This is a genomic window from Streptomyces marokkonensis (assembly GCF_039539045.1).
Lineage (GTDB): Bacteria > Actinomycetota > Actinomycetes > Streptomycetales > Streptomycetaceae > Streptomyces > Streptomyces marokkonensis.
Window position 1 is genome coordinate 1 of the sequence record NZ_BAABCQ010000078.1, and the last position, 21,496, is coordinate 21,496.

General features: G+C 72.6%; 22 protein-coding genes. 9 read left to right on the forward strand and 13 right to left on the reverse strand.

Annotated elements, in window-relative coordinates:
* The first annotated feature begins 11 nt into the window (after positions 1-11).
* The gene (locus tag ABEA26_RS20110) at positions 12-920 is read left to right on the forward strand and encodes an NADP-dependent oxidoreductase (protein ID WP_345594146.1); all 909 of its coding nucleotides are present in this window, start codon (positions 12-14) and stop codon (positions 918-920) included.
* Positions 921-1,305: 385 nt separating this feature from the next.
* On the opposite strand, the gene ABEA26_RS20115 is transcribed toward ABEA26_RS20110, so the two are convergent.
* On the reverse strand, positions 1,306-4,308 hold the full coding sequence (locus ABEA26_RS20115) for a bifunctional [glutamine synthetase] adenylyltransferase/[glutamine synthetase]-adenylyl-L-tyrosine phosphorylase (RefSeq protein ID WP_345594092.1): 3,003 nt from the start codon (positions 4,306-4,308) through the stop codon (positions 1,306-1,308).
* Between the two features lie 181 nt (positions 4,309-4,489).
* Between ABEA26_RS20115 and ABEA26_RS20120 the strand changes: the two genes are divergently transcribed.
* From ABEA26_RS20120 to ABEA26_RS20130, 3 genes are all read left to right on the forward strand, one after another.
* Positions 4,490-4,753, forward strand: coding sequence for a type II toxin-antitoxin system Phd/YefM family antitoxin (locus tag ABEA26_RS20120; RefSeq protein WP_345594094.1), 264 nt, complete (start codon positions 4,490-4,492; stop codon positions 4,751-4,753).
* On the forward strand, positions 4,750-5,004 hold the full coding sequence (locus tag ABEA26_RS20125) for a Txe/YoeB family addiction module toxin (RefSeq protein WP_279563696.1): 255 nt from the start codon (positions 4,750-4,752) through the stop codon (positions 5,002-5,004). The genes ABEA26_RS20120 and ABEA26_RS20125 overlap by 4 nt, the downstream gene beginning before the upstream one ends.
* 98 nt (positions 5,005-5,102) lie before the next feature.
* The gene (locus ABEA26_RS20130) at positions 5,103-5,549 is read left to right on the forward strand and encodes a VOC family protein (RefSeq protein WP_345594095.1); all 447 of its coding nucleotides are present in this window, start codon (positions 5,103-5,105) and stop codon (positions 5,547-5,549) included.
* Positions 5,550-5,656: 107 nt separating this feature from the next.
* On the opposite strand, the gene ABEA26_RS20135 is transcribed toward ABEA26_RS20130, so the two are convergent.
* Positions 5,657-6,280 (reverse strand): DUF305 domain-containing protein, encoded by a 624-nt coding sequence (locus ABEA26_RS20135; protein WP_345594096.1) that lies wholly within the window; start codon positions 6,278-6,280, stop codon positions 5,657-5,659.
* Positions 6,277-6,945 (reverse strand): thioredoxin-like domain-containing protein, encoded by a 669-nt coding sequence (locus ABEA26_RS20140; protein ID WP_345594098.1) that lies wholly within the window; start codon positions 6,943-6,945, stop codon positions 6,277-6,279. The genes ABEA26_RS20135 and ABEA26_RS20140 overlap by 4 nt, the downstream gene beginning before the upstream one ends.
* A 275-nt stretch (positions 6,946-7,220) precedes the next feature.
* Between ABEA26_RS20140 and glnA the strand changes: the two genes are divergently transcribed.
* Entirely contained in the window at positions 7,221-8,582 is a 1,362-nt protein-coding gene (gene glnA, locus ABEA26_RS20145; RefSeq protein WP_279563768.1) for a type I glutamate--ammonia ligase, read from the forward strand.
* A 262-nt stretch (positions 8,583-8,844) separates the two neighbouring features.
* Here the strand turns inward: glnA and ABEA26_RS20150 are convergent, their stop codons facing one another.
* Positions 8,845-9,300 (reverse strand): MarR family transcriptional regulator, encoded by a 456-nt coding sequence (locus ABEA26_RS20150; protein WP_345594100.1) that lies wholly within the window; start codon positions 9,298-9,300, stop codon positions 8,845-8,847.
* Entirely contained in the window at positions 9,297-9,791 is a 495-nt protein-coding gene (locus tag ABEA26_RS20155) for a MarR family winged helix-turn-helix transcriptional regulator (protein ID WP_345594102.1), read from the reverse strand. The genes ABEA26_RS20150 and ABEA26_RS20155 overlap by 4 nt, the downstream gene beginning before the upstream one ends.
* Before the next feature lie 921 nt (positions 9,792-10,712).
* Here ABEA26_RS20155 and ABEA26_RS20160 point away from each other — a divergent pair.
* Positions 10,713-10,946, forward strand: a complete 234-nt coding sequence (locus ABEA26_RS20160; RefSeq protein ID WP_345594104.1) for a hypothetical protein — start codon at positions 10,713-10,715, stop codon at positions 10,944-10,946.
* Between the two features lie 48 nt (positions 10,947-10,994).
* On the opposite strand, the gene ABEA26_RS20165 is transcribed toward ABEA26_RS20160, so the two are convergent.
* From ABEA26_RS20165 to ABEA26_RS20175, 3 genes are all read right to left on the reverse strand, one after another.
* Positions 10,995-11,210: a DUF397 domain-containing protein gene (locus tag ABEA26_RS20165; protein WP_345594106.1), complete on the reverse strand. Its 216-nt coding sequence runs from the start codon at positions 11,208-11,210 to the stop codon at positions 10,995-10,997.
* Positions 11,207-12,058, reverse strand: a complete 852-nt coding sequence (locus tag ABEA26_RS20170; protein ID WP_345594108.1) for a helix-turn-helix domain-containing protein — start codon at positions 12,056-12,058, stop codon at positions 11,207-11,209. Before ABEA26_RS20170 ends, ABEA26_RS20165 begins: the two co-directional genes overlap by 4 nt.
* Before the next feature lie 87 nt (positions 12,059-12,145).
* Positions 12,146-12,763 carry a TetR/AcrR family transcriptional regulator gene (locus tag ABEA26_RS20175; RefSeq protein WP_345594110.1) on the reverse strand — a complete coding sequence of 206 codons (618 nt, stop codon included), beginning with the start codon at positions 12,761-12,763 and terminating at the stop codon, positions 12,146-12,148.
* A 157-nt stretch (positions 12,764-12,920) separates the two neighbouring features.
* Between ABEA26_RS20175 and ABEA26_RS20180 the strand changes: the two genes are divergently transcribed.
* A complete protein-coding gene (locus tag ABEA26_RS20180) occupies positions 12,921-13,691 on the forward strand; it encodes an ABC transporter ATP-binding protein (protein WP_345594112.1) in 771 nt (256 codons plus the stop codon).
* Positions 13,685-16,207 (forward strand): ABC transporter permease, encoded by a 2,523-nt coding sequence (locus ABEA26_RS20185; protein ID WP_345594114.1) that lies wholly within the window; start codon positions 13,685-13,687, stop codon positions 16,205-16,207. The genes ABEA26_RS20180 and ABEA26_RS20185 overlap by 7 nt, the downstream gene beginning before the upstream one ends.
* A gap of 167 nt (positions 16,208-16,374) precedes the next feature.
* Here the strand turns inward: ABEA26_RS20185 and ABEA26_RS20190 are convergent, their stop codons facing one another.
* Genes ABEA26_RS20190 through ABEA26_RS20200 form a run of 3 tightly spaced genes read right to left on the reverse strand, consistent with a single transcriptional unit; the run spans position 16,375 to position 18,216 of the window.
* A complete protein-coding gene (locus ABEA26_RS20190) occupies positions 16,375-17,121 on the reverse strand; it encodes a DUF3618 domain-containing protein (protein WP_345594116.1) in 747 nt (248 codons plus the stop codon).
* The gene (locus ABEA26_RS20195) at positions 17,097-17,528 is read right to left on the reverse strand and encodes a phage holin family protein (RefSeq protein ID WP_345594117.1); all 432 of its coding nucleotides are present in this window, start codon (positions 17,526-17,528) and stop codon (positions 17,097-17,099) included. Before ABEA26_RS20195 ends, ABEA26_RS20190 begins: the two co-directional genes overlap by 25 nt.
* Before the next feature lies 1 nt (position 17,529).
* A complete protein-coding gene (locus ABEA26_RS20200; RefSeq protein ID WP_345594119.1) occupies positions 17,530-18,216 on the reverse strand; it encodes a hypothetical protein in 687 nt (228 codons plus the stop codon).
* A gap of 227 nt (positions 18,217-18,443) precedes the next feature.
* Here ABEA26_RS20200 and ABEA26_RS20205 point away from each other — a divergent pair, with 227 nt between their 5' ends.
* Positions 18,444-18,713 carry a hypothetical protein gene (locus ABEA26_RS20205; RefSeq protein WP_345594121.1) on the forward strand — a complete coding sequence of 90 codons (270 nt, stop codon included), beginning with the start codon at positions 18,444-18,446 and terminating at the stop codon, positions 18,711-18,713.
* Between the two features lie 256 nt (positions 18,714-18,969).
* On the opposite strand, the gene ABEA26_RS20210 is transcribed toward ABEA26_RS20205, so the two are convergent.
* Positions 18,970-20,202, reverse strand: a complete 1,233-nt coding sequence (locus ABEA26_RS20210) for an MFS transporter (protein WP_345594122.1) — start codon at positions 20,200-20,202, stop codon at positions 18,970-18,972.
* Positions 20,203-20,348: 146 nt separating this feature from the next.
* Positions 20,349-21,401, reverse strand: a complete 1,053-nt coding sequence (locus tag ABEA26_RS20215; protein ID WP_345594124.1) for an endonuclease/exonuclease/phosphatase family protein — start codon at positions 21,399-21,401, stop codon at positions 20,349-20,351.
* Positions 21,402-21,496: the final 95 nt, after the last annotated feature.

Genomic DNA, 21,496 nt, shown 5'->3' on the forward strand with positions numbered 1-21,496 from the left:
CGGTCGGCCGTATGAAGAAAGTGAGCTTCGCCGAGTTCGGCGGTCCGGAAGTCCTGCGCCTCATAGACGCCGAGGAGCCCCACGCGGGCCCCGGCCAGGTACGCGTCGCCGTGCGGGCGGCGGGCGTCAACCCCGTCGACTGGAGGGTCCGGGAGGGCCAGGTCCTGGGGGCCCATCCGACCGAATTGCCCTCAGGGGTCGGGCTGGACGCCTCCGGGGTGGTGGACGAGGTCGGTGAGGGTGTCGAAGGGGTCGAGGTCGGCGACCACGTGTTCGGCGAGGGCTCGAGCACCTACGCCGAGTTCTCCGTGCTGGGGGCCTGGGCCCGGATGCCCGAGGGACTGACGTTCGAGGAGGCTGCCGGATACCCCTCCGTGGTGGAGACCGCGCTGCGCGTCATCCGCGAGGTCGGTGTACGGCCCGGGCAGACGCTGCTGGTCAGCGGGGCGTCCGGGGGTGTCGGCTCGGCGGTGCTGCAGATCGCCCGCGAGCGCGGCATCACGGTGATCGGCACCGCCGGGGCCGCGAACCAGGACTACCTGGGGAGCCTGGGCGCCCTCGCCACGACGTACGGCGACGGCTGGGTCGAGCGGGTACGGCGGCTCGGCCCGGTCGACGGGGCCCTCGACCTGGCCGGCTCGGGCGTGATCCGCGAGCTGGTCGAGCTGACCGGGGATCCACGGAAGGTGGTGTCCATCGCCGACCTCGACGCGCCGAAGTCCGGTGTCCGCTTCTCCGGCGTGGCCGGGAGTGTGCCGGACGCACTCGCCGAGGCCGTCGACCTCATCTCACGGGGGAAGCTCCACATCCCGGTCGAGAAGTCCTACACCCTGGCCGAGGCCGCGGCGGCGCACGCCGACAGCCAGGCCGGACACACCCGCGGGCGACGGGTCGTGGTCGTCCGCGCCGACTCCCGCTGAGCCGTCTCCACGTCTCCCTCCCGGTCCGCACGGTCCGGCACCGTAGCGGCGCCACGCGCACCCTTGCCACCGCCCGGACGGACGCCCCCTGCCCGGCCACCTGCGCTCCCACACCGGGTTTCTTCGACACGTCCACCGGGACATCAGCAGCCGTCACCGTGGGCGAACCGCCGGTGCCGTCGCGGCAGCGCGCCGGAGGCCAGTGAGGGGCGTTCGTTCCCGCGCGATCCGCACCGGGCCGTCGCGGCGGCCCCTGCGGGGCCGCCCCGCCCTGCTGTTCCTGGGCACCTCCGGCCGCTCTTCGCCGACACCGGACGTCCCGGGGCACGGGACGAGCGGTCGCCCCCCCACCCGCCGGGGCACTACAGGTCGAAGACCGGGCCGGCTAGGGGGTGTCGTAGAACAGCTCCTCCACCACCGTCCGGGCCCGGCGGGCCGTGCGGCGGTACTCGTCCAGCATGTCGCCCGCGTGCCCGGGCCCGTGACCCAGGTAGCGGCCCACCGCCGCGAGCTCCCGGGGGTCGCTCGGGAAGGTGTCGCTCGCCCGTCCCCGCACCAGCATCACCGCGTTGCGGACGCGCGTCGCCAGGACCCACGCCTCGTCGAGCGTCCCGGCGTGCTCCGCCGAGACGAGGCCGGCGTCGCAGGCGGCGGACAGGGCCCGGCGCGTCCGGGTGGTCCGCAGCCCCGCCTCCGTGTGCCCGTGCCGCAGCTGGAGGAGCTGCACGGTCCACTCCACGTCGGACAGTCCGCCCGGGCCCAGTTTGGCGTGCAGCTTGGGGTCGGCGCCGCGGGGCAGCCGCTCGGACTCCATCCGGGCCTTGAGCCGCCGGATCTCCCGTACGGCGTCATCCCCGAGCCCGTCCGCCGGGTACCGCAGCGGATCGGCCAGCTCGGTGAACCGCCGCCCCAGATCCGCGTCCCCGGCGACGAACTCGGCCCGCAGCAGCGCGTGCCGCTCCCACACCATCGACCAGCGCCGGTAGTAGGCCTCGTACGACTTCAGCGTCCGCACCAGCGGCCCGGACTTGCCCTCGGGCCGCAGGTCGGTGTCGATGAGCAGGGGCGGGTCGGCGCTGGGCACCTGGAGCAGGCGGCGCATCTCGGTGACGACCCTGCCCGCCGCGTCCGCCGCCTCCCGCTCGCCGACCCCGTCCAGCGGCTCGTGCACGAAGAGCACGTCCGCGTCCGAGCCGTAGCCCAGCTCGTGCCCGCCGAAGCGGCCCATCCCGATGATCGCGAACCGGGTCGGCAGCGTGTCGCCCCAGCCCTCCCGCACGACCGCCCGCAAAGTCCCCGCCAGCGTCGCCGCCGTCAGATCGGAGACCGCGGCGCCCACCCGGTCGACCAGGGCGCCCTGGTCGACCTCGACGGGCTGCGCCTCGGTGCCGTAGGAACCGACGATGTCCGTGGCGGCCGTACGGAACAGCTCCCGGCGCCGTACCCCGCGCACCGCCGCGACCGCCTGCACCGCGCCGTCCGCGCGGCGGACCGCGGCGAGGGTCTCCTGCTCCAGCTGGAGCCGCCCGCGCGGCGCCAGTCCCCCGGCGTTGCCGTCCCCGAGCAGCGCGACGGCCTCGGGCGCCCGCATCAGCAGGTCCGGGGCGAGCCGCCCGGCGGAGAGCACCCGGGCGAGGTTCTCGGCCGCCGCGCCCTCGTCCCGCAGCAGCCGCAGGTACCAGGGTGTCTTGCCGAGCGCGTCCGAGACCTTGCGAAAGTTGAGCAGACCCGCGTCCGGGTCGGCGGAGTCCGCGAACCAGCCCAGCAGGACGGGCAGCAGGGTGCGCTGGATGGCCGCCTTGCGGGTGACGCCCGACGCCAGCGCCTCCAGGTGCCTGAGCGCGGCGGCCGGGTCGGCGTACCCGAGGGCGACCATCCGCTCCCGGGCCGCCTCGGGGCTCAGCCGGGCCTCGCCGGGCGCCAGCTGGGCGACGGCGTCCAGCAGCGGCCGGTAGAACAGCTTCTCGTGCAGCCGGCGTACGACGGAGGCGTGCCGTCTCCACGCGCGCAGCAGCCCTGCCACCGGATCGGTGCGCAGGCCGAGGGAGCGGCCGAGACGGCGCAGGTCCGGTTCGTCCTCGGGCACCAGGTGGGTGCGCCGCAGCCGGTACAGCTGGATGCGGTGCTCCATGGAGCGCAGGAAGCGGTACGCCTCGTCGAGCTGGGCGGCGTCGGACCGGGCGACGTACCCGCCCGCGGCGAGCGCCTCCAGCGCGTCCAGCGTCGTACCGCTGTGCAGGGACGTGTCGGAGCGCCCGTGCACCAGCTGGAGCAGCTGGACGGCGAACTCGACGTCCCGCAGCCCGCCCGGGCCCAGTTTCAGCTGCCGGCCGACCTCGGCCACGGGGATGGTCTCCACCACCCGGCGGCGCATCTTCTGCACGTCGGGGACGAAGTTCTCCCGGTCGGCGGCCTGCCACACCAGGGGCTGGAGGGCGGCGACGTACTCGGCGCCCAGCACGGGGTCGCCGGCCACCGGGCGGGCCTTGAGCAGCGCCTGGAACTCCCAGGTCTTGGCCCAGCGCTGGTAGTAGGCGAGATGGCTGCTGAGGGTACGCACCAGCGGGCCGTTGCGTCCCTCGGGGCGGAGGTTGGCGTCGACGGGCCAGATGGAGCCCTCGACGGTGGTCTCGGAGCAGATCCGCATCAGGTGCGAGGCGAGTGCGGTCGCGGCCCGCATGGCCCTGGCCTCGTCGTCCACCCCCTCCGCGGGCTCGCCCACGAAGATGACGTCGACGTCGGAGACGTAGTTCAGCTCGTGTCCGCCGCACTTGCCCATCGCGATCACCGCGAGCCGGCACAGCGCGGCCTCTTCGGGCGCGTCGGCCTCGGCGAGGGCGAGGGCGGCGCGCAGGGTGGCGGTGGCGAGGTCGGCCAGCTCGGCGGCGGTCTCGGCGACGTCGATGGTGCCGCACACGTCGCGGGCGGCGATGGACAGCAGGCAGCGCCGGTAGGCGACGCGCAGAGAGACGGGGTCGGTGGCCTCGGCGAGGCCGTCCTCGAACTCCGCCACCCCGCGGTGCAGGTCCCGCGGCTCGTAGGTGACCAGGGCCTGCCAGTCGCCGGCGTGCCGGGCGAGGTGGTCGGCGAGCGCCTCGGAGGCGCCGAGCACACCGAGCAGGCGGTCGCGCAGCGGCTTGGCGGCTATCAGGGTGTCCAGCAGCTCCCGGCGGGCGGTGGGGACGGGTTGCGCCTCCAGCAGTCTGACCAGGCCGTGCAGGGCGAGGTCCGGGTCGGCGGTGGCGCCCAACGCCTCCAGCAGGACCGGGTCGTCGCGGACCGGCGCCAGCTCCACGCCGTCCAGCAGCCGCTCGGCGGCCGAGGGATCGGTGAAGCCGTGCCGCAGCAGCCGCGTGAAGGTACTGCTCCTGCGCCCCGGCGCCGTCATCCGGGCCTCCTGTCGCGTCTGTCGCACTGCGTTCCGTCGGAATCAAGGTCCTGGGGGGAGCGTAACCGGGGAAGCGCGCGCGGGCGTCGGGGCGTACCGGCATCGGTCACCGGCGCCCGCTCCGGTGGACCGCTCCACACTCGTACGATATCTTGTACAAGCCGCGAAGGGAGGCACCGGTATGTCCATTACCGCCAGCGAAGCCCGTCAGAACCTGTTCCCCCTGATAGAGCAGGTCAACGAGGACCACGCCCCGGTGCACATCACTTCCCGCAAAGGAAACGCCGTGCTCATGTCCGAGGAGGACTTCACGGCCTGGACGGAGACCGTGCATCTCCTGCGTTCCCCGAGGAACGCCCGCCGCCTGCTCGACTCCATCGCCGAGGCCGAATCCGGCGGTGCTCGCCGACGTGAGCTGATCGACCCCGACGCGGAGCGCCCGTGAGGATCACTTTCACGACGCACGGCTGGGAGGACTACGTCCACTGGGCCGAGAGCGACCGGAAGGTGACCAAGCGGATCAACAAACTGATCACCGACATCACACGTGACCCGTTCAAGGGCATCGGCAAGCCTGAGCCGCTGAAGGGCGACCTGTCGGGCTACTGGTCACGACGCATCGACGACACCCACCGCCTGGTGTACAAGCCGGTCGACGGCGAACTGGTCATCGTCCAGGCGCGGTACCACTACTGACGTGCGGCTACTGGGACTACATGCACTGCATGGACTACTGACGTACAGCCAATGACAACCGACACCGTGCTCGACAAGGACGTCGAAGGAGCCAGGCCATGGACTTCACGCTCGAAGTGATCCCGCTGCCCGTGACCGACATCGACCGCGCCCGGGACTTCTACCGGGACAAGGTCGGATTCCACGTCGACATCGACCAGGAGGTCATGCCGGGCATGCGCATCGTCCAGCTGACGCCTCCGGGCTCGGGCTGCTCGATCGCCCTCGGTGAGGCCATCTGGGACATGGCACAGGGCCAGACCGCGCCGGCCCCCGGCACGTACCAGGGCCTGCAACTGTGCGTCACCGACATCAAGGCGGCCCACGCGGAGCTGGTGGGGCGCGGCCTGGAGGTCTCCGAGCCGGTGCAGTACTCACCGGACGACGGCGCCACCTTCATGTACTTCAAGGACCCCGACGGCAACGGCTGGGCGGTCCAGGAGTACCGGCGCCGGGAGACGGAGCCGCTGCACCAGCTGCTGGCGGACCTCAGGCGGCAACGCTAGGTCCTGTCCGCGGGCGGGCCCGGCCGGTGGAACGGGCCCGCTTTCGCGTCGGGACCCGCCTTCGCGTCGGGGACCGCCTTCGCGTCGGCCCGTCCGGGGCGGCCTCACTACTCCGGCTTCGCGCCCCGCTCGGCCAGCAGGTCCGCCATCAGCCGGATCTCCGACTCCTGCGACTCCACCATCCCCTGGGCCAGCCGCCGCTCCACGCCGACCGTGCACCGCTCGGCGCACCCCTCGGCCATGTGGACGCCGCCCTTGTGGTGCTCGGTCATGAGCTGGAGGTAGTAGACCTCCGCTCGCTTCCCGTCCAGCGTCGCCAGCTTCTCCATCTGGGCGTCGGTGGCCATCCCCGGCATCAGCGAACCCTCCCCGGCCGACGGCGCGTCGCCCATGCCCATCCAGGTCATCGGCGGGTCCGACGACACCTTCGGCAGCCCCCACAGGTCCAGCCAGCCGATCATCATGCCGCGCTGGTTGGCCTGGGTCTGCGCGATGTCGTACGCGAGCCGGCGCACCTCCTCGTCCTTCGTGCGGTCGCGCACGATGTACGACATCTCCACGGCCTGCTGGTGGTGCACCGACATGTCCCGCGCGAAGCCGGCGTCCGCCGAGTCGGCGGACGGGACACGGCCCGCGCCGTCGTCCCCGGCGACCGCGTAGGTGATGCCGCCGGCCGCGACGAGGGCCGCCGCCGCGGCCCCCGCGATCCAGCCGGCCTGTTTCGGTGTCACTCGGACAGGCCGTTCGTGCAGGCGGCACCCGGCTCTGGGGTCTGCTCGCCCTGGACGAACTTCTCGAAGAACTTGTCCACGTTCGGGTCGTCGGCGCCCGTCACCGTGCGCTGGTGGCCCCAGGCGGTGAGCATGATCGGGTCCTTCTGCTTGTCGTCCGGGCTCATCAGCGAGTACGGCGTCTTCTTCACCTTCGCCGCCAGCTTGTCCACCTCGGCCTTCGGCGCCTCGTCGGTGTACGTCACCCAGACGGCACCGTGCTCCAGCGAGTGCACGGCGTTCTCGTTGTTCAGCGGCTTGGTGTAGACGTCGCCGTCGCAGTTCATCCACACCTGGTTGTGGTCGCCGCCGACCGGGGGCTCGGCGGGGTAGGACACCTTCTCGGCGACGTGGTTGCGGCCCAGGTCCCCCTCCCAGGTCCGCACCCCGTCGTCGCCGGTGACGAACTTGCCGGACGTCTTGCCGTCGGACGCCGTGTCGGAGGCGGAGTCGTCCGACTGCGACCGGACGAGGACGACACCACCGACGACGAGACCGGCGACGACCACGGTACTGACCGCGATGGTGAGTATTCGGTTCCGGCGGTCGCGGGACTCCTCGGCGCGCCGCATCTCGGCTATCCGTGCCTGACGCGCCGTGTTGCTGCTCTTCTTGGCGGAACCCATGGGGTGTGCCCTTCTGGGTAAGGGGGGCCGACTGAGTGCGCTGATCGTAATGGTGAAGGAGTGGTCCTTCGTAGGGGGTGACGGGATCTGTCGCGGCCCGGACTCCAGGAATGGCCCGATCGAACACGCGGCCTCTACGCTGCGGGGAGGACCGGCAGGCGACCGAGGCCCGCAACGCGTACGTAACCGTGCTGTGGTCTGATGCTCAGGTGCAGGGCCACCTCCCGCCGTACCGGAGACAGGCGGCCTGACCAGCGAGGATGGGGAAGCGGAAGATGGACAAGCAGCAGGAGTTCGTGATCCGGACGCTGGAGGAACGCGACATCCGGTTCGTACGCCTGTGGTTCACGGACGTACTGGGCTTCCTCAAGTCCGTCGCCGTGGCCCCGGCCGAGCTGGAGCAGGCCTTCGACGAGGGCATCGGCTTCGACGGCTCGGCGATCGAGGGCTTCGCCCGGGTCTACGAGTCCGACATGATCGCCAAGCCGGACCCGTCGACCTTCCAGGTCCTGCCCTGGCGCGCGGAGGCCCCCGGCACGGCCCGGATGTTCTGCGACATCCTCATGCCGGACGGGTCCCCGTCCTTCGCCGACCCGCGCTACGTCCTCAAGCGCGCCCTGGCCCGCACCTCCGACCTGGGCTTCACCTTCTACACCCACCCGGAGATCGAGTTCTTCCTGCTGAAGGACAAGCCCGTCGACGGCACGGTCCCCACCCCCGCCGACAACTCCGGCTACTTCGACCACACCCCGCAGAACATCGGCATGGACTTCCGCCGCCAGGCGATCACCATGCTGGAGTCGATGGGCATCTCGGTGGAGTTCTCCCACCACGAGGGCGCCCCCGGCCAGCAGGAGATCGACCTGCGCTACGCCGACGCGCTCTCCACGGCCGACAACATCATGACCTTCCGCCTGGTCATGAAGCAGGTCGCGCTGGAGCAGGGCCTCCAGGCCACCTTCATGCCGAAGCCGTTCTCGGAGTACCCGGGCTCGGGCATGCACACCCACCTCTCCCTCTTCGAGGGCGACCGCAACGCGTTCTACGAGTCGGGCGCCGAGTACCAGCTCTCCAAGGTCGGCCGCTCCTTCATCGCGGGCCTGCTGCGGCACGCGGCGGAGATCTCCGCCGTCACCAACCAGTGGGTGAACTCGTACAAGCGCATCTGGGGCGGTAGCGAGCGCACGGCCGGGGCGGGCGGCGAGGCCCCCTCCTACATCTGCTGGGGCCACAACAACCGCTCCGCCCTGGTCCGCGTCCCCATGTACAAGCCCGGCAAGACCGGCTCGGCCCGCGTCGAGGTCCGCTCCATCGACTCCGGCGCCAACCCGTACCTGACCTACGCCGTCCTGCTGGCCGCCGGCCTGAAGGGCATCGAGGAGGGCTACGAACTCCCGCCGGGCGCCGAGGACGACGTCTGGGCCCTGTCCGACTCGGAACGCCGCGCGCTGGGCATCGAGCCCCTCCCCCAGAACCTGGGTGAGGCCCTCGCCCTGATGGAGCGCAGCGACCTGGTCGCCGAGACCCTCGGCGAGCACGTCTTCGACTTCTTCCTGCGCAACAAGCGGCAGGAGTGGGAGGAGTACCGGTCGCAGGTCACCGCGTTCGAGCTGCGGAAGTCACTGCCGGTGCTGTAGGGGCAGGTCAGAGAGAGTCTTCCGCTGATCAGGGCTGGAGCTGTTACAGCTTTCGCTTCTCTCTCAAGCACCCGTCGTCGCTTCACTCCTCCGGGCGGGAGCGGGCGGCCGACGGCGCCTGCGCTGATGTCTCCGCCTTCGCTCGTGGCGCTTCACGGCCCATCTGTAACTGAGTGCTTCAGTTGGCGACACACGCCAACTGAAGCACTTCGGACCGTCCGCCAGGCCAACTGGCGCCACTGGAAACCATGCAACGCTGCGGTCAGGCGGCCAGCTCCGCAAGCTCCGCGTTGGCGCGCTCGGTGACGAGGGCGAGGACGCGGCCGGCGGCGGTCAGGTCCTCGGCGGGTATCTGGCCCCAGATGCGGGCGCTGATGGGAGCGATCTCCGCGCCGACGGCGGCGAGTAGTGCACGTCCTGCGTCCGTGGGGCGAAGGTGCGCGCCGTCCGCAGCGAGCAGTTGCTTGGCGAGCAGCTCGTCGAGAGTGGCGCGGATGTCGGCCGGATCGGCCTTGAGGGAGCCCTGGGCCCGGGCGACGAGATCGTCCGGCGTCTGCGGGGAGTCGGTGGTGACGGCGGCGCGCAGGACGATCTGCTGCTGGAACGTGCTGCCGTGCCGGGCCAGGACGTGCTCCAGGACGCCGCGGGCGGCGTAGTGGGCCAGGCCGAGGGCCCGTGCGTCGGCGACGGATTCGGCGGTGGCTGCAATGCTGGTCATGATGTTGCTCCTTGAGTGCTCTCGTCGTTCGGTACGGGTGGAGCGAGAGATGCATCGAGCAGGGTTGTCAGCTCGTCGGTGAACGCGCGCGTCCGAGGGGCGTCGCGACCGCCGAGCGGCTCCAGCAACTGCTGATGCAGTTGCTGGACCGTCACAATGGCCTGCCGCGCGACGGCCTGGCCCTGCTCGGTGAGGGCGAGCTGTACGGCGCGCGGGTCGCGCGGATCGCGGTTGCGCTCGATCAGGCCGGCCGACTCCAGGACGCGCGCCAGCTTCGAGACGTAGAGCGCCTCCAGGCCGGTGTGGTCGGCGAGCCGGCGCTGACTGGGTCTTTCGCCGACGCGCTGCATGCCGTGCAGTGACGCGACCAGTACGTATTGGGCGTGGGTGAGGCCCAGCGGTGCCACCGCGCGATCGACCGCGACGCGCCACTTGTTGGCGAGCCGCCACACCAGGAAACCAGGGGTGGGACCCGGTGAATCCTTACTCATATCAATAGAGTACATGGCTACTATAGCCATGGCTACTATTTCTTGCGGCTGCACAAGAACCTGCGGGCAGACAGGGCGGCAGTAGGGGGTCGCCTTGTGGAGCACTACGCTCGCTCGGGCCACCCCTCGCCAACTCTGACGCGCCCACCCGCCAACCGGGGCGCTCACTCGCCACCTGAAGCGCTCAGTCACACCATCACCTGATCGGTGGCCGACTCGAAGACGTTCAATGGTGTGCGGCCGTTCTCTGGCGCATTTCGAAGCCTTGGCAGTACCTGGACCGACAGGACGTCACCCCCGCACACGGTGCCGCCCGTCCTTGTGAGCCGGGGCCGCCGCTGTGTCACGCGCCAGGTAGCGGTGAGCAGGCTGGGCACTTGCGTTCGACGTACGGACCCACCGTCGTCGGATCCCGGCCGTCCAGCGGACTGCCCCACATCACATCCGCCACGAAGCCCCCTTCACGTGAACTGGCCCTACCCAGTCCATCATTGTCGAATCGGATCGCAAACGGTCGGGACCCGCCGCCCCCTGAGGGTGTTACTCCCCCTGAGGGGAGCGCACGCCCGGGGTCGTCGACAAAAATCCCTCGGACCTGCACACCGTTCATCGCACGGTCGCACGACGACGCCGTGACGGAACGGGACCGTACCGACCGCGCCCGTCGCGGCCCCGGAGAAGCCCGTAACCAGTAGGTAGCGTGAAGACACAGTCGCTTTCCCTGACGGCATTCGCACACTGATGGACGCCACGACGCCGGAGGCAGGCTCGCAACGGCTAGCGGATGGTGGGCCGTTCACCACCGTGCTTTGATCGGTGCGCGGCACGCCGGTGGCCGGTTCCGGACTTCCCTACCCGGAACGCGGGCGTGCGTGCCTCACCGCTCCCCCTTTTTCGTCAGTACGAGAGGAAAGACCTGTCATGAACCTCGTCCCCCAGGTCGAAACGGCCGAGATCTCCGACGCGGACCTGGACCAGGTGTCCGGCGGCAACATCGGCATCGACACCGGCACGGCCGTCATAACCGCCGGTGGTGCGTTCGGCGCCGGTTTCCACGCGGAGGCCGGCCCGTTCTCGCTCACGGCCGGTCTGGGCGCCTCGGCGGCCTTCGGTGGCGCCCCGGCACAGGGCCAGGCACACACGACCATGGTCTGAGCCGCACCACTGGCAGGAGCCTGGGCCCCGGACCGCCGTGTCCGGGGCTCAGGCCTGTCCCGTGTCGGCCACGAAAGCCGACCACGCGGCCCGGGTGACGGCGAGGCGGGGGGCGTGGGGGCGCTTGGAGTCGCGGACGTGGATGGTGGCGGGGGTTATCGCAACCTCTACGCAGTCGCTGGGGTTGCTGGTGTCGCTGTAGCTGCTCTTGAACCAGGCCAGTTCGGCGAGGTGTCCGGATCCGGTCGTGTCCTTACGGCTCATGTCTCCCCCAGCAGTTGTTCGATGAAGGCCCCTGATTCCCGGGCGGGCAGTGCCTCGGCCCGGATACTGCCATAGCGCAGTTCGAGGATGCGCAGCTGCCGGGGATCCGTGACGGGACGGCCGCCGAACTCGTCGTCGGCCCGGCCGACCGCCGTGCCGTCGTCGAACTTGAGCACCTGCATCCGCCCTCCTCCCGGATGGTCGCCGCGAGACGTCGGCAACACCTGGATCTCCACGTGCCGCAACTGCTCGATTTCCAGCAGATGTTCGAGCTGCCGCCGTAGCACCATCATGCCTCCCACCGGGCGCCTGAGGGTGGCCTCTTCCTGGACGAAGCAGAGTTCCGGGGCCGGGACCCGTTCGAACATCTGCTTACGGCCCATGCGCGCGGCGACGGCGCTCTCGACCTCGTCCTCCGTGAGGGCCGGTCGCCGCCTGGCGAGGAGCGCGCGGGCGTACTCCTCGGTCTGGAGGAGCCCGTGCAGGCTGTAGCTGCCGTACGAAAGCGACTCGACGGCCCGCGATTCCAGCTTGGTCAGGTCCCGCACCTGCTTGGGGTACCGGACCTTCTTCACGTCCTCCCAGGCCGCGGCGACGAGCCCGCCCGCGTCCAGCACCTGGTCCGCCTTCTCCAGGTACTCCCGCCGGGGGATCCGCTTCCCGCCCTCGACCTTGTAGACGAGGTCCTCCCCGTATCCGATCGCCACCCCGAAGTCGCCCGCCCGCATCCCCGCGGCCTCGCGGCGCAGCTTCAACTGCCTTGCCACGGTGGTGAGGACGGCCACACCCCACTCGTCGTCCGGGTCGACCTCCCAACCCGGCTCGTCCGTCTCGCCGTTCACCGACATCCGCACCCCTCCGTCGTACGCGTCGTATCGCGATGGGCGTCACGGTAGGCGGGTGTCGACGTCGAGTGTCCGGGTACGGCCGTTGTGTCACTCCGACGTGGGACACAGCCCCCTCTCGATCGCGTCCGCCACTCGACGCTCGGCCTCCTCCGCCTCCACCGGGAGCAGGCCGCGCAGGGGGCCGTCGGTGAGGAGTACGGCCATGCCGTGGATGGTCGACCAGACGAAGTACTCGGCGTACGGGCGGTGTTCGGGCGGCAGGGCACCCGAGGCGGTCAGGTCGTCCAGGGCGTCGGACAGGAGCCGGTAGGCGGTCCGTCCGTCGGGTCCGGTCGCTTCATCCGTGTCCGTGTCGGCCATGCCCGTCGTCGCGAACGCCGCGCGGAACAGGCCGGGTTCGGCCTGGGCGAAGGCAAGGTAGCCGCGGGTCAGGGCGCGCAGGCGCGCACGGACCGGGGAAGGGGCTTTCGCCAGTTCCCGTTCCATCGTGCGGGCCAGCTCCGCCAGGCCCGCCTGCGAGACCGCGCTCAGCAGGGCGCGGCGGTCGGCGAAGTGGCGGTAGGCCGCGTTCGGTGCGACCCCCACCCGCCTGGTCGCCTCACGCAGGACCACCGCGTCCGGGCCGCCCTCACGGGCGAGTTCGACGCCCGCCACGATGAGCGCGTGGCGCAGGTTTCCGTGCCGGTAGGTCTCCCGTGGGGCCATCGGCGCGCTCCCTTCTCCGCAGATCTTCCACTCCCCCGCAATGTGGACGGCGTACACATCGGGGGTTAGTCTACGACGCATCCCGCGCCCTGCCTCCGGCTCGCGCGGGCGAAAAATGTGGACACCGTCCACATAGGTGTGGTCGAGGGGGATCGGCATGAGTGACGACGCGGTACGTCTTGAGGCGCTGACCAAGCGGTACGGCTCGGGGAGGACGGAGGTGACCGTGCTCGGCCCCGTCGACGTGGGCTTCTCGCGGAGCAGTCTCACCGCCGTGATGGGACCCTCCGGATCGGGCAAGTCGACGCTGTTGCAGTGCGCCGCCGGTCTGGACGGGCCCAGCTCCGGCCGCGTCGTCCTGGACGGCACTGACCTGACCTCGCTGAGCGAGACGGAGCGGACCCGCCTGCGCAGGACCGCGACGGGGTTCGTCTTCCAGGCGTACAACCTGCTGCCCTCGCTGACCGCCGAGCAGAACGTGGCGCTGCCCCTGCGGCTGGCCGGCCGGCGCCCGCCCCGCGCCGAGGTGCGGCGGGCGCTGGAGCAGGTGGGCCTCGCCGACCGGGCGGGCAGCCGTCCGCATCACCTCTCCGGGGGCCAGCAGCAGCGGGTCGCCGTCGCCCGTGCCCTGGTGACCCGGCCCGCCGTGCTCTTCGCCGACGAGCCGACCGGCGCCCTCGACCTGACGACGGGGCGTGAACTCCTGCACGTGCTGCGGGACCTGGTGCACTCCCCCGGCGGGCGGAAACCGGGGACGGTGGTGATGGTCACCCACGATCCGCAGGTCGCGGCCTTCGCCGACCGCGTGGTCTTCCTCGCCGACGGGCTCCTCGCGGGGGAGCTGCGCTCGCCCACCCCCCAGGCGGTCGCCGAGCGGATGACCGCGCTGGGCCGTCCCGGCGCCGAGACGGCGGGTGCCCGATGCTGACGGTGGCACTGGGCACGCTGCGCGTGCGCTGGGTGTCGTTCCTGGGCACGGTGGTCGCCCTCGTCCTGGCGGTGGCGCAGCTGACCGCTCTGGGCGTGGTGCTGACGGCCGTGGCCGCGCCTCCCGAGCGGCCGCCGCACCGGTTCGCCCGCGCACCCTCCGTCGTACTGCCCGTCGATCCGCGGTGGGACTCCGCGCAGCACGATCTCGGCGTGCGGTCGCTGCCCGAGGCCAGGGGCCTGTCACGGCGGTTGCTGCGCGAGGTGTCGGCGACCGGGACCACGGTCGTCGACCGGGCGTTCTACGCGCAGCTCGCGAACGGGCCGGTGAAGCAGGTCGGACACCCGTGGCCGGTGGCCGAGTTCGGCGGGTACGCGCTGCGCGACGGCCGTGCGCCGCGTACCGGGCGGGAGATCGTCGTCGCGGCGGACCGGGCGCGCACCGGGGAGACGGTGACGGTGCTGACGGCGGCCGGGCCGGGACGCTACACGGTGGTCGGCACCGTGGCACCGGCGAGCTGGGAGGACGCCGTCTTCTTCACCGCGGACGAGGCGGAACGGCTCTCGCCGCGGATCGACGCCCTGGTCGCGCTGGGGCCGGCGGAGCGGGTACGGGCCGTGGTCGAGGCCGGGGACGGGGACGGCGCCGGGGCCGGGGCCGAGGTGCTCACCGGGGCGGCCCGCCACCGGGCGGACGCGGACGCCGGGACCGACCGGGAGGCGCTGGACAACACCCTCACGCTGCTGCCGGTGATGGCCGCGGTCGCGGGCACCACCGCGGTGTTCGTCGTGGCCTCCACCTTCGCCTTCGCGGTGGTGCAGCGCCGCCGGGAGATCGCCCTGCTGCGCACCGTGGGCGCCACCGGACGGCAGGTGCGCCGCATGGTCCGAGCGGAGGCCCTGCTGGTCGGGTGCCTCGCGTCCGCGCTGGGCGGGGCGCTCGGGCTGCTCGGCACCCGGCCGCTGACCGGGCTGCTCGTCGCGATGGACATCGCGCCGCCCTGGTTCGCCGTGGAGCTCTCCGCGCGCCGGCACGTGCTGGCGCCGCTCGGGGCGGCGTTCCTGACCGGTGTGCTCGTGGCCTACTGCGGTGCGGTGGCCGCCGCGCGCCGGGCCTCGCGGGTGCGGCCGGTGGAGGCGCTGCGGGAGGGCACGGTGGACGACACCGCGGTGACACCCGGTCGCGCCGCCCTGGGCATCGCCGGGCTGGCCGGCGGGGCCGGCGTGGCCTGCTGGATCGGGCTGGTCGCGCCACGCACGGTGCTGTCGCCCACCGCGTACGTCGTCTCGCTGCTGGTGCCCGTCGTCGCGGCCGCGGTGCTGGCGCCGCTGACCGTGGGTCCCGTCGTCCGGGTCCTGACGTGGCCGCTGCGGCGCCTGCCGGGGCCCGCCGCCCTGCTGGTGCGGCAGAGCGCGCTCACCTCGCGCCGGCGCACGGCGGCCACCGCGGCGCCGGTCCTGCTGACGGTCGGACTCGCGCTGTCCCTGCTCACGGCGACCGACTCGCTGGGGACCGCCCGCGACCACGGCTTCCGGGCCGGGATCGGCGCGCCGTACGCCGTGGTCCCGGACGGCACGCCCGGCTTCAGCCCGAGCGTGGCGGCACGGGTGGCGCGCGTCGACGGGGTGCGCCTCGCGGCACCCGTGCTGACGACGGTCTACCTGCCGGACGGGGACGGGCGGCTGGAGGAGAACGACGGACTCGCGGTGCACCCCGCCGCGCTGCGCCGGACCACGCGGCTGAAGGTGGTCCACGGGTCCCTCGACGACCTGGACGAGCACAGCATGGCCGTGGCCGACCGGTGGCACATGAAGGTCGGCGACCGGGTCCGCGTCCTGCTCGCGGACGGCGGCGAGGTCACCCTGCGGGTGGCCGCCACCTACGCGGCACTGCCCGGCGAGGACGTGGCCTACCTGCCGCGACGCCTCGCCGGAACGGGACTGTTCGCCCGTGACGGCCTGGTCCGCCGCGCCTCCCTCTCGCTGGCTCCGGGCACGGACCGCGCGGCCGCCCTCGCGGGCGTGCGGGCGGTGCTCGAGGGCAGCGGGGCGCGGCTGACGACCCGCCGGGGACTGGTCGCCGCCGGGGCCGCCCAGGCGCGCCGGCTCACCGAGACCCGGCAGCGGTCCACCGCCGCGATCGTCGTCCTGTTCTGCTTCGTGGCCATCCTGAACACCCTGCTGATGGCGGCCTCGGACCGGCGCCGCGACCTGGCCGTCCTCGGCATGACCGGGGCCACGCCCCGGCAGGTCCTGCACTTCTTCGTCGCCGAGGCGCTCCTGGTCACGGCGGTCGGGGTGACCCTGGCCCTGCTCGCCGGCGGGATCAACCTCCTCGGCCTCGCGGCGGCCCTGCACCAGCTCTTCGGGACGGCGCCGATCGTCGTGCCGTGGGCGACGGTCGGCGCCGTCACGGCGGTCTCGGGCTTCCTGGCGGTGCTGGGCACCGTACTGCCGGTGGCCACCGCACTTCGCCGCCGTACGCGGGCGTTACGGCAGGTACGGCACGATGCGTGAACCGCGCCGCGCCCAGTGGCCGCTGGAGGGCCCGGTGGACTCCGCTCCGGGCCGGCCCCGGCCGTCCGGAGGCGCGGAGCGGAGCCCCGCGCCTCCGGCCGGGCAGTACCGGACCTGGGGCTCGGGGCTCGGGTCTCCGGGGCCTCGGGGCTGCTCCGTCGTACGCGCTAGGTGGAGCCGGGGCGCTGCTGACGGGCCTCGTCCTTGAGGTGCCGGCCGGAGTCCTTCGCCTGCCCGGCGACGTCGCCGCCGCGGTCGCGGGCCTCGTCCTGCGTGGTGCGGGCGGCCTGCGCCGCGCTGTCCTTCACCTCGGCGGCCGCGCTCTGCGTCACCTCCTTGGCGCCTTCCTTCAGGTGCTGCGCGGACTCGGCGGCGGCCTGCTTCACCGGTTCCAGGGCCTCGCCGCCGCGCTCCATCAGCTCGGTGGCCTTCTCCTGTTCGGTCTTCGAGGCCGGCAGCAGCGAGGACGCCAGCAGGCCGACGCCGAAGGCGACCAGCCCGGCGGCCAGCGGGTTGCCCCGGGTCTGGCGGCGGGCCATGTCGGGTGCCTGCTGTGCGGCCTCTCCCGCCTGGCCGGCCGCGCCGCGCGCCGCATCGGCCGCCCGCCCGGTGCCTTCCTGCACCGAGCCGGCCGCGGAGTGCGCCGTGTCCGAGACCGAGCCCGCCGCGGAGTGCGCGGTGCCCGACACCGAACCGGCCGCGGAGTGCGCGGTGCCGGTGACGCTGTGGACGGTGTGCGACGCCGTGCCCATGACCCGGTCGCGCACGCCCGACACCGCGCCGCGCATCCTGGTACGGCGCCGGCGGACCGCCCGCCGGGGACTGGTCCGCTCGGCGAGCTGGTCCACGTCCGTGGAGAGCTGGCCGCGCGTGGCCTCGATCTCGGCCCTCATCTGGTCGGGTGACGTGCCCATTCCGCGTTCTCCTTCATGGTCTCGACGGTTCGCTCGGGCTTCGGGGAGACGGTGCGCATCCCCGCGCGGCCCTTCATGTACAGCACGGCCGCGACGACGGCCCACACGGCGGTGACGATCAGGGCCGCCCAGCCCCCGTCCATGACGTTGGCCAGGCCCAGCACGGCGGCCAGTGAGAGGAACAGGAGGACCATGTAGCCGGCGAAACCGGCTCCGCCGAACATTCCGGCGGCCTTGCCCGCCCTCGTCCCCTCCTCCTTGATCTCGGCCTTGGCCAGCTCGATCTCCTGCCGGAAGAGGGTCTGCAGGTCCGCGGTCACGCCGGACATGAGCTGCCCGACGGACCTGTCGTCGGCCTGCGGTTCGACGGGGCGTGTGGGACGGGGCGCGGGTCGGACGGTGGCCATCTCACACCTCCGGGTGGGCACGTCCCGGCGCGCCGCCCGGCGGCGTACCGGTGGGGGGCGAGACCGGCGCGCCGGTGCCGGACACCCTCGGCGGGGCACCCGGCGCGGGGCCTGGCGGCAGCGGCGCGGTGTCCGGGGCGGCGGCCAGGCCCTCGCGGTCCGCGGAACCGGTGGCCGGCCCCTGTCCGGAGCCGTCCGACCGGGCGGCGCTGCCCACCTTCGCCAGGCGCCCGACGGCCAGTCCGGCCAGCAACGCGCCGCCCAGGAAGGCCCCGGGGCGCCGGCGGGCGAAGCCCTGGAGGTCGGTCACGAGCCCTTCGGCCCCCTCCTTCTCCAGGTAGCCGGCCGCGCGGTGGCCCCGGTCTGCCGCGTGCTGCGCCATGCTGCGGGCCGCGGAGTCGTTCCGGGCGTGCTCGGCGAGGTCGGAGAGGTCGTCCGCCCACTGCCGCAGCGTGCCTGCCGCACGCCTGGTCTGGCCGTCGGCCTCGTCCATCGCACGGCTGCGCAGGTCCTGGATGGCCGTACCGGCCTGCTGACGAGCCTCGCCCGCCACGTGCCGGGCCTGCTCCGCCGCGGTTCCGGCGACCTGGCCCGCGGCCTGACCGGCCTGGCCGGCCGTCGCGGAGGCCTCTGTTCTGACCTTGTCCCCAGCCTTGCTCCTGGGGCCGGTCTTCACGGACTCACTCATCGGCGACTTCCCCTCGTCGGATTTCCTGTGTGGGGTCTCACACCACGAGTGGCTTTTCGTCCGCTTTTGACACACTTTCCGGCCCGGGAATCTCCCGCCCTGGCGCTCCTCTGCCCCGTCCTCCCACGTGGCCGTCGGTCCGCTTCAGCCGACTTTCGGCGCCGCCGGGCCGCCATACCGCCGCCGGGGCTACCGTGGCCGCACATCCACCGACTTCAGGAGAACACGTGAGACGTGCGCCGCTCGCCTTCCTGGCACTCTCGTTGACCGCTCTGCTCGCCGGCTGCACGCAGGCCGAGCCCGTGTCGGACGGTCCCACCAGGTCCCCGGCGGAAGCCGCCTGGCATGAGAGCAGCACGGAGGAACGCCAGGCCCACTGCGCCGCGTACGACGCGCACGATCCGCAGCAACCCGTCGAGATCCCCGCGCACCAGTCGGACCAGACGTCCGAGGAGTTCTCCGACGACTTCTACGAGGTGCTGGTGGATCAGTGCTGAACGGAGCGGCCCGGGGCGTCGGCCCGCGAGGCGGGCACGGTGGCGGACGTCGGTCAGGAGTCCACCCCACAGGCCCGACGGGCGGGTAGGTCGCGCGCGGACGCCCGTCGCCGGGGGCGCGGCCCGGCGAACGAGCGCCGCCGTCACCCCGCCGCACCGGCTCCCCGCCACCGCCGTGCCAGGTCCCCCGTCAGCGCCGTACCGGCTCCTCCCGGGCCCTACCTCACCGCCGTACTGGCTCCTCCCGGCTCCTACCTCACCGCCGTACCGGCTCCGCCGTCTCCGGTACGTGCCCCGCGACCACGCGTGCCCGCCCGGGTGCCGCAGCGGGAGCGGCGGCGGCTCGGCGGCGGTCCACCGCGTAGGCCGCGCCCGCGACTCCCACGCCCAGTACCGCCAGCCCCGCGCCCGCCGTCGCCGGGGAGGTGGCGCCGAAGCCCGCCGCGAGGGCGATGCCGCCGATCCAGGCGCCGCCGGCGTTGGCGAGGTTGAAGGCGGCCTGGTTGGCGGAGGAGGCCAGGGAGGGCGCCGCGGACGCCTTCTCCATGACCATCAGCTGGAGCGGGGAACCGGTGAGGAAGGCGGCCATGCCCAGGAGGGCCACGGCGACGGCCGCGGTGACCTCGGTGCGCATCAGGAGCGGGAAGAGGGCGAGGACCAGGACGAGTGAGGCGAGGCCGCCGAAGAGAGTGCCGCGCAGGGCGTGGTCGGCCAGCCGGCCGCCCAACAGGTTGCCCGCGGTGGCGCCGACGCCGAAGAGCGCCAGCAGCAGGGTCACGCTGCCCTCGGCGAACCCGGCGGCGTCCGTGAGCATCGGCGTGATGTAGCTGTACGCCGAGAAGAGCGCGCCGAAGCCCGCGACCGTCGTGCCGAGTGCCAGCCAGACGGGGACGGAGCGCAGGGCGGCCAGTTCGCCGCGCAGGCCCGTGGTCGGGGCGGGGGCGTGATCGCGCGGGATCAGCGCGGCGAGCGCCGCTATCGCCGCGACGCCGATCGCGCTCACGCCGAGGAAGGTGGCCCGCCAGCCCAGTTGCTGGCCCATGGCCGTGGCCGCGGGCACGCCCACGATGTTGGCGACCGTGAGGCCGAGGAACATCAGGGACACGGAGCGGGCCTTGCGTTCCGGCGCCACCATGCCGGTGGCGACCACCGCGCCGACGCCGAAGAAGGCGCCGTGCGGCAGACCGCTGACGAAACGCGCGGCCAGCAGGGAGCCCTCCCCCGGCGCGACGGCCGACAGGGCGTTGCCGGCCACGAACAGCACCATCAGGGCGATGAGGACCGTGCGGCGCGACATCCGGGCGGTCGCCGCCGCGAGCAGCGGGGCGCCGATGACGACACCGAGCGCGTAGGCCGAGACCAGGTGTCCGGCGGAGGGGATCGAGATGTCCAGGTCGTCCGCGACGTCGGGCAGCAGGCCCATCATCACGAACTCGGTGGTACCGATGCCGAAGGCGCCCACGGCAAGGGCGAGCAGGGCCAGGGGCATGAAGGGCCTCGCCTTTCGAGAGCTTTCGCGAGCTGTCGCGAGCGGAGTGCGTACGCCTTCGCGAACGGAGTACGTACGGGGAGGGGACGTCGTTATGTTCCCGTACGGAACAAAGCCTCTCAGGGCGAGTATTCCGGCGACGAATCTCAGGACGCCGTTGTGTCGACCTTCACACGCGCGGCGATGGGGAGGTGGTCGCTGCCTGTCGCCGGGAGAGTCCAGCTGGTCTTCGGTTCGACACCGGTGACCAGGATCTGGTCGATGCGGGCCATCGGGAACGACGCCGGCCAGCTGAAGCCGAACCCGCTGCCCGCCGCACCCTGCGGGGAGCGCAGCTGGGAGGTGATCGCGGTGAGCGCGCGGTCGTTCGTGGTGCCGTTGAGGTCGCCGAGGAGGATCTTGCGGGGCAGCTTCTCGTCGGAGATGGCCTCACCGAGTGCCTCGGCGCTCTTGTCCCGCTGCCGGGCGGTGAAACCGGCCTCCAGTTTCACCCGTACGGAGGGCAGGTGGGCGACGTACACCGCGACCGGACCGGACGGGGTGGCGACGGTGGTGCGCATCGCGCGCTTCCAGCCCAGCCGGATGTCGACGGCCCGCACGTCGCTCACCGGGTACTTGCTCCACAGCCCGACGGTGCCGACGACCGCGTGATGCGTGTACTTCCGTTCCAGCGCCTTCTCGTACGTCGGTACGGCGGACGCCTTCAGTTCCTCCAGGGCCAGCACGTCCGCGCCGGACGCGGCCACGGCGCGGGCGGTGCCGGCGGGGTCGGCGTTGTCGGCGTTGACGTTGTGCGTGGCCACCGTGAGGTCACCGCCGGTGCCGGTCTTGTCGAACAGCAGGCCGCCGAAGTTGTTGAGCCACACGCTCACCGGCAGCACCAGCGCGATCAGCGCCGTCGCCGACTTGCGGACGAAGGCGATCAGCAGCAGGAACGGAACCAGCAGGCCGAACCACGGCAGGAAGGTCTCCGTGAGGCTGCCGAGGTTGCCGACGACGTTCGGGATGCGCGAGTGGCCCGCCATGACCCCGGCCAGCAGGACGGCCACCACGGCGGTGATCAGGCCCCGGCGCCAGATCCGCCGGTCGCCGCGCCAGCCGGTGGTCCCCCGGTCGAACAGGCGCCGAATCCGGGTCTGCCGGTGCTCGGGATCCGAGCCGCCGCTGTCCGTCTCCGTCATGTACGCCTGCTGCGCCATACCGTCGCCTCACTAGCCTGCCGTGCCCACCGTCGCCCCCCGTGACTCAGCACCCTAGGGGATGATCGGTTCCGTTCTCGCCGTCCCACGACGGC

Bases quoted from the DNA above. Each gene is read 5' to 3' on its own strand.
- ABEA26_RS20165 (WP_345594106.1), bottom strand. From the start codon at position 11,210: ATGAGCCGTAAGGACACGACCGGATCCGGACACCTCGCCGAACTGGCC.
- ABEA26_RS20185 (WP_345594114.1), top strand. From the start codon at position 13,685: ATGCTGACGGTGGCACTGGGCACGCTGCGCGTGCGCTGGGTGTCGTTC.
- ABEA26_RS20195 (WP_345594117.1), bottom strand. From the start codon at position 17,528: ATGGCCACCGTCCGACCCGCGCCCCGTCCCACACGCCCCGTCGAACCG.
- ABEA26_RS20140 (WP_345594098.1), bottom strand. From the start codon at position 6,945: ATGGGTTCCGCCAAGAAGAGCAGCAACACGGCGCGTCAGGCACGGATA.
- ABEA26_RS20175 (WP_345594110.1), bottom strand. From the start codon at position 12,763: ATGGCCCCACGGGAGACCTACCGGCACGGAAACCTGCGCCACGCGCTC.
- ABEA26_RS20190 (WP_345594116.1), bottom strand. From the start codon at position 17,121: ATGGGCACGTCACCCGACCAGATGAGGGCCGAGATCGAGGCCACGCGC.
- ABEA26_RS20155 (WP_345594102.1), bottom strand. From the start codon at position 9,791: ATGAGTAAGGATTCACCGGGTCCCACCCCTGGTTTCCTGGTGTGGCGG.
- ABEA26_RS20200 (WP_345594119.1), bottom strand. From the start codon at position 18,216: ATGAGTGAGTCCGTGAAGACCGGCCCCAGGAGCAAGGCTGGGGACAAG.
- ABEA26_RS20170 (WP_345594108.1), bottom strand. From the start codon at position 12,058: ATGTCGGTGAACGGCGAGACGGACGAGCCGGGTTGGGAGGTCGACCCG.
- ABEA26_RS20130 (WP_345594095.1), top strand. From the start codon at position 5,103: ATGGACTTCACGCTCGAAGTGATCCCGCTGCCCGTGACCGACATCGAC.
- ABEA26_RS20180 (WP_345594112.1), top strand. From the start codon at position 12,921: ATGAGTGACGACGCGGTACGTCTTGAGGCGCTGACCAAGCGGTACGGC.
- ABEA26_RS20120 (WP_345594094.1), top strand. From the start codon at position 4,490: ATGTCCATTACCGCCAGCGAAGCCCGTCAGAACCTGTTCCCCCTGATA.
- glnA (WP_279563768.1), top strand. From the start codon at position 7,221: ATGGACAAGCAGCAGGAGTTCGTGATCCGGACGCTGGAGGAACGCGAC.
- ABEA26_RS20150 (WP_345594100.1), bottom strand. From the start codon at position 9,300: ATGACCAGCATTGCAGCCACCGCCGAATCCGTCGCCGACGCACGGGCC.
- ABEA26_RS20210 (WP_345594122.1), bottom strand. From the start codon at position 20,202: ATGCCCCTGGCCCTGCTCGCCCTTGCCGTGGGCGCCTTCGGCATCGGT.
- ABEA26_RS20160 (WP_345594104.1), top strand. From the start codon at position 10,713: ATGAACCTCGTCCCCCAGGTCGAAACGGCCGAGATCTCCGACGCGGAC.
- ABEA26_RS20110 (WP_345594146.1), top strand. From the start codon at position 12: ATGAAGAAAGTGAGCTTCGCCGAGTTCGGCGGTCCGGAAGTCCTGCGC.
- ABEA26_RS20115 (WP_345594092.1), bottom strand. From the start codon at position 4,308: ATGACGGCGCCGGGGCGCAGGAGCAGTACCTTCACGCGGCTGCTGCGG.
- ABEA26_RS20215 (WP_345594124.1), bottom strand. From the start codon at position 21,401: ATGGCGCAGCAGGCGTACATGACGGAGACGGACAGCGGCGGCTCGGAT.